The organism is Saccharomonospora sp., assembly GCF_027317685.1.
Taxonomy (GTDB): Bacteria; Actinomycetota; Actinomycetes; order Mycobacteriales; family Pseudonocardiaceae; genus Saccharomonospora.
In genome coordinates, this window is record NZ_DAHVQP010000061.1 from 1 (window position 1) to 6,195 (window position 6,195).

The 6,195-nt window shown below is 65.8% G+C and carries 4 protein-coding genes; 2 read left to right on the forward strand and 2 right to left on the reverse strand.

The genetic code is table 11. The features are described 5' to 3' along the window. Positions 1-227: 227 nt before the first annotated feature. Entirely contained in the window at positions 228-968 is a 741-nt protein-coding gene (locus M7H19_RS07530) for a GNAT family N-acetyltransferase (RefSeq protein ID WP_298178757.1), read from the reverse strand. Positions 969-1,275: 307 nt separating this feature from the next. Between M7H19_RS07530 and M7H19_RS07535 the strand changes: the two genes are divergently transcribed. Together M7H19_RS07535 and M7H19_RS07540 are read left to right on the forward strand one after the other, a co-directional pair. Further along, complete coding sequence (locus tag M7H19_RS07535) at positions 1,276-1,854, forward strand: hypothetical protein (protein WP_298178759.1); 579 nt, start codon at positions 1,276-1,278, stop codon at positions 1,852-1,854. After that, positions 1,847-2,797 (forward strand): hypothetical protein, encoded by a 951-nt coding sequence (locus M7H19_RS07540; RefSeq protein ID WP_298178761.1) that lies wholly within the window; start codon positions 1,847-1,849, stop codon positions 2,795-2,797. The genes M7H19_RS07535 and M7H19_RS07540 overlap by 8 nt, the downstream gene beginning before the upstream one ends. A 328-nt stretch (positions 2,798-3,125) precedes the next feature. Here M7H19_RS07540 and M7H19_RS07545 read toward each other — a convergent pair whose 3' ends face one another. Beyond that, positions 3,126-6,125 carry a glycosyl hydrolase family 28-related protein gene (locus tag M7H19_RS07545; RefSeq protein ID WP_298178764.1) on the reverse strand — a complete coding sequence of 1,000 codons (3,000 nt, stop codon included), beginning with the start codon at positions 6,123-6,125 and terminating at the stop codon, positions 3,126-3,128. Positions 6,126-6,195 lie beyond the last annotated feature (70 nt).

Here is a 6,195-nt window from a genome sequence, read left to right on the forward strand (position 1 = left end):
AGGTCCGTATCACCCGCGGCCGACTCCGGCCCGAGCCGAACGGCGACATCGCGGAATCGGTGCGGACTCCGATCCCCGATGTCGCCTTCCTCCGCCGATCATCGCTCATCGATATCGGCCTCGCCTTGGCGTAGACCGCCCTGGCGACCGGCCATGTCGCACCCGTTCCGGTCGGCGGCCTGATCCAGCATTGACGCCACCTAATTCGCGGCGGTCCGGCGTCTCCGTTATCCGTTACGCCTGCGCTGTGCGTAATCTGCAGTGCTAGGTGCTGCGCCCTTGAGGTCAAGAATGTATTGCCGACACACGTAGACCCGGCGGAACCGGGCGCGCATGTGGGCTTCTAGCTCGATCGGCGCATGAGCGAACACACGCACGGGCCTGACCCCTTCGGGAGCCGCGAATGCGGTGTTGTCTTCATCCGGTTCCTTGTACACGTGCAGGTAGTCGAACCGTTCGTCGAAACCGTTCGCTTGATACCAAGCGTTCGCCGCCGGGTCTTCCCTAGTCCACGCGTCCAGAGTTCGGACTTTGCGTCGGCGGAGCTCCGGGAGCGCGGCGTGCAGCAGCCGAGTGGCTGTGCCTGTGCGGGCATGCTCAGGCAGGACAGCCACCGTTTCGATCGTTGCGGCGTCGTCACTGATGCTGACATCGAGGATCCCGACGACGTCGGCGCCGATGACGCCCACGAGCCGGATTGACGGCTCGTCGAGGTTGGGCCGCTCGATGACGACGTCGTCGTAGTACTGGGTGGGAAAGAAGCTCAGCAGCCGGCACCGCAGCCAGCTCTGGGCGTCGGCGTCGTTGTAAGGGCGGATCTGCACAGAAGGCATCGATGGTCCGATCGTCGGTGGGCAGGCCAAGGCAGAGGCGCCGGCCAAGAAGGTGACGGGCTGGGTGAGCTCAGAACGACGCGGATCGATCCTCATGTACTGGCAGAGCTGGCAGCAACCGAATTGCGGCTCCATGGGATCGTGGCCAGGCCACATTGAGACGCCAGGTCAACAGTCCGTGATGTAGCCGCCCTTTCCTAGGAGAGGCGGGTGAACCGGCCGGGTCCCCGGAGATCCGGATTGGGTGGCTCGGTCAGGCGCTCTGCGCGTCAAACTCACCCCAACCTAGATCATCGCCGCCCAGTTCGACCGGCTCGGTTGCGGACAGTCAGGTATGCCGAGCGCACCTGACCGGTAGTCGGAAAGTGGACGGTGGATCGACGTTGTCGGACGCTGGTGACACGCTGATTTGATCATGCTGTCGAGTCAGCGAAGGAGTCTTATGCGTATCCACGTCGAGGCCCCCGATCCGGAACCCATTGAGGCGGAGGTCGAGCAGCTGGAATCCCAACTGCGTTCGTATCTCGCTCGCGAGCCTTCCGATCCCGACAGCGGAGTGCTCGCTGATCCGACAATCGATTGGGACAAGCAGACCATAGACACGACACGGGCGCTGATTTCGGCGCGCCGTCGCTTGTGCGTAGCTCACCGCCGCCGAAACGAGCAACCCCTCAGGCGTGTTCGAAGTGGCATCTTTACAGCGCACACAGCGGTGGCGGCAGTGCTTACCGTTCTGACGCTGGCCGAGCATATGCGCTGGGACGTAGCCCTCGCATGCCTGGTGATCCAGGCGGTGCTGTGCGTTCTGGCCTGGAACCCAAAAAAGGAGCTCGTATTGCGGCACGCTGTGTCCGCCGCAGTCATGGCAGCGACCGCGGCCGTCACGACCATCGCCGCGCTAGGGGCGCTGACGTCATGGGTGGTAGTGCTGACATTTCCCATCTGGCTGGCGGCATTCGGTGCCTACCTCGGCGCTACCGCGATCAAAAAAGCGAAGCAGTTGGTGACCCCGCATGAATGACGAGTTGGCTCGCAGGCGTACGGTTGACGAGATCGCCCGCCTGCAATACAGGGTCGATCAACTCGAATCTGTCAAGGGTGAGCTCGACAAACTCCGAATGGAACTCCCGCTCCGAATCGACGAGCTCGATGAGCGGCATGATACCCACGTGCGGGAAGCCGCAGAGCGAACGAGCGAGGTCGCGGAGGACATAGCGGCCATACGCTCGAATGTCCAGGACCTCGCCGCCGAGATGGACCGGCAGTTTCGGGCAACCTCGCTATCGGCAGGTGCGCCGCGCGCCAACTTCGACACGATCGACGACAGTGAGACAGAGCTTGTGGCCCGAGCCAACGCGGCGGATAAGCGGCGTGCATCATTCACCGAACCACGGTACGCCAGGGCCCAGGAGTATGCCGTGGAGGAGATGAGGACGTTGGAGTGGAGGTATAAGAACGAGTCGGATAGCTTCCACGACTTGTGTCAGAAGGTACTTGACGCCAACGCCAGTGACCGCGCGTACATTGATCGTGACCAAGAGTTCGAACGAGTGGCTGCGCGCGTCGAAGCGCTCGCCCGGAAGGTCCGTCACCAACGGCCAAAAGCGGAGGAGGCTGATCGGGCTCTCGCCGCCGACCAACAACGCCGTGCCGCCGCTGAGGACGAGCTCCTGAAAGGGGACGCGGCACTCACCGAACTCAAGCAAAACTGCCGTGCACGTTTGGAAGACGCCCTAGCTAGTGGCGCTGTGCTGCCGTTCTGGTTCACAAGCGCTCTTAGGCACGCGCCTCCGCTTGGAAAGGCGGAGGAGTGGCTGAGCGTTGCTGTAGACGTCCTCGTCTTCCGCCTGCGTTACGGAGTGACCGATCGTTCTCTCGCTTTGGGTTCGAGATCAGCTTCGGGTGCGGCGCCGCCGCCCGCTCGCACAACGCTCGAAAACCGGGTCAGTGCCCTGTACCGATAGTTCCGTCACACGGGCCTTGGGATCCACGGAACTCGCGGCGCATCACGACGAGCGTGGGCGTAACCATGCGCCGCTTGATTGCATTGATCATCGTGCTCGGGGCCGAGCGTCATCGGGAGTGCTGGCGCTAGACTTCGACGCACTCCGTGAGCCCCGCCACAATATCCGGCCAGCACCCGTTCTTGCGGGGTCGTAACCATGATCGCCTGCGGCTTTATCCCGATCGTCTGCTGCCGCCCCCGGCCGACATCGCTATCGTCGGCGAATCGCGCAGCGCATCTGCGACGGCGATGTGAGCCTGCGTATGGCGGGTGATGCGTCGGCCGCGTCAGCGGGTTCCGTAGACCTCGATCTCGAAGACGCGGGCGAGCTCGTCGGTCGGACTGGGAGTGGTGAAACGCAGCCGAACCGTGTCGACATCATCGGCCCCGGTGAGCGGCACACTCACCGGGCTCGCGGCGTTGCCGGACACTTCGCCGAGCAAGGTCCACGTGCCGTCGACTAGCCCCTCGACCTCGAAGGCTTCGACGCGCAACGCATCCGAACCGGATACGCCGCTATAGAGCACCGCGCGGTGGAGCGTGGCAGGCGAACCCAGGTCGATGGTCAGCGTCGGCGTCGGGTCACCCCTGCCCGAGATCCACCGGCCGCCGGTCGTCGCACCGTCGACGGCGTAGGTCGCGGCGTTGGTGGACAACACCGAGGACGCCGATACCGAAGCCCCGACGGCGAGGTTCTTTCCGCCGACCCGCACGGTGAGGGGCCGATCCAGGGATTGCGACCGCCCCTTGTACGTGAACTCGACCGTGACCGTGGCCTCGACGACGGTGCCGTGCGCCGCGGATGCCGCAGGCGAGACGGTGACCGGGACGGCAATCTTGTGTCCACCGGGAATCCGATCGGGCACGTCGACCGCGGCGTCCATCCCGGCTGCCGTGACGGAGGCGGTGACGTCCCGCAGCGGCCCGGGCTCGTGGTTGGTCAACTCGAGTTCGATGGTGGCCGTCTCGCCGGGAAGCACGGCGACCTCGCCCGGCCCCGTCAGCGACAGACCGGACGGGTGTACGGGACGCCCGCGCGAGCCGACGTCGAGGTAGGCGACGTCGAGCTCGGGCACCTCGTGACCCGTCTCGACGTCTGCGATGGTCGCACCCCAGCGTGTGTTCTCGACATTCGTCGGGCGGTAGCCGCGGGTGCCCCGAATGACGACGTCGCTGGAGTCCTTGATCCCTACCGCATAGGGGTAGGGGCCGAGCACGGTGGCGACGCGGAAGAAGACGGTGTTGGCGAAGAGCACGTGGCGCACGTTCTCGAGCTCCACGGCCTGTGACTGCCAGCCGTAGATGTGGTCCTCGGTCTGGGCGGCGTGCAGCTCCCAGTTCCGGACGTTGCGCAGGACGATCTCGCGGTGTTGGTGGTGCTCGACGGAGATCTCGTACACCCGCCCGGGCACGGACGTGTTCTCCACCAGGAACCCGTTGTCCGACCAGCCGGCGACCGACCACAGGTTGACGAACGACCCGCCGCCACCGTCGATCCAGAAGTTGTATTTGTAGTCGCCGCGGAACTCATAGCCTGGGTCGCCGGGGCCCGGATCGCCGGGCTGGGTCTCCTCCGGCGCCCACTTGACGAACTGCGTCGCGATGTCGGAGAGGTGACTGTGCACCCCCGATTGCCAGTGCACCTGGACCGAACCGGGGTTCGTGGCAGCGGTGTCGAGCCCGAGTCCGGAGACGATGTTCCGTCCCCCGGGCGGCGTGTGCACGATCGCTCGTGGGTTGTCGGGGTCGCCGAACGCGGGGGATTCGTCGGGGATGGTCAGCCAGGTCTGCCTGGGATGCAGGCCGATCAGGTTGTTCTGCGGGCGCAGCCGCAACGTGTCGGAGAGCAGGTACTCGCCCATCGGCACGTAGACGGTGTCGTGCTCATTCAGGGCCTGCTGGAAGATGGCGTGGTCGTCCGCGGTTCCGGTCCCCACGGTCACGTCGTGCTCGGCGGCGTACTCGACGATGTTCACCCACGAGTCGGCGTCCGGCGGAAGCGGAATGTCGGAGGTGAGCAGGTGCTCGAACGAGGCCGCGGCACGTGACTGGGCGTCGATGACGACCCCGTCGCTGCGTCGCGCCTCGTCCGTGAGCGCGTCGTGGACCCGCAGTCCCAGGGTCGCGTCGTTGACCAGGTAGCTCTGCGCCGGGAACGTCCACGTGTCCCCGCTCGGCGATGTCCGCACGAGGGGACCGGAGTCGACCACTCCGGTGTTCACGACGTTGAGCTGGTTCTGCGCTCGCACCAGCTCGGGTTCGTCCGGGGCGGGAATGGAGTCGCTGTCGTTGAGGCTGATCACCGGGCCGGTGACGTCCTCGAAGAGCGAATCCTGGACGTAGAGCCGCTGGCTTTGTTCCGGGATCGTGTCGATGGCGTGGGGCACGTCGGTCACGCGGGTGCGGATGATGCTGAGCTTGGCGTCGGTGTGCAGCCTGATCGCTGCCTGCGCCTGACCGCTGAACGTCGTGTCGAGAATCGAGGTCTGCCACCCGGGCGAGGCCGCGAAGGCGAGCAGCCCGAATTCGCCCCCGCGGACGTTGACGCGCTGGATGAGGTTGGCGTTGTGGTCGATGCCTGCGTACCCGTCGGCCAGGTCGATGTCGACGTCTTGCAGCACGAACATCTGAGCGCCCCCGAACCGGACCCCCACCGCGCCAGGATTGCCCTCGTCGACGGCGATGTCGACGTTGACCAGGCCGGTCCCGAACGTGTCGTTGTTGCCGAACGTGATCGGGCCGTCCTCGGACCAGGGTCGGCGGACGGCGGCGAAGACGAACTCGGGCTCGTGGGCGAAAGCGGGGGTCGAGGGGGCTACGTAGAACGTGGGCCGGGATGCACCGAATCCCACGATCCGGACCGATGCGTGGATGTTGATCCGCTCGGTGATCCGGTACGTACCTTCGGGGACGAAGACGAGGCCACCGCCGTCGCCGACGTCGACGCCGCGGGCACCGCCGACGATGTTGCCCAGCCAGTTCTCGCCGCCGCGGCGTGAAGCCTCGTCGATGGCCGCCTGGATGGCAGCGGTGTCGTCGCCCGTGCCGTCGCCATGGGCCGGAAACTCTTCGCTCCCGAGGACGACCGCCGTCGGGTCCGTGGGCATCGACGTGTACACAGAACGGCTGGACTTGTGCCCGGACATGTCGCCGGACGTGTTGGTGGGCGGCGTCGCCGGCAGAGCCGCTGCCTCGGCAGCCAGCGAGCCCACCACCACCGAAATGATCAGTGCGAAGGTAGCGAGAGCGGCTCTGGGCCGGCGTTGAACGGATGACGGAGTCGGCATGTTCGGGTCACCTCCGCCCGGCCGCTGGTTGCGGCGGTGCCACGGTCGTGCCGTCGACCACCGTGCACGG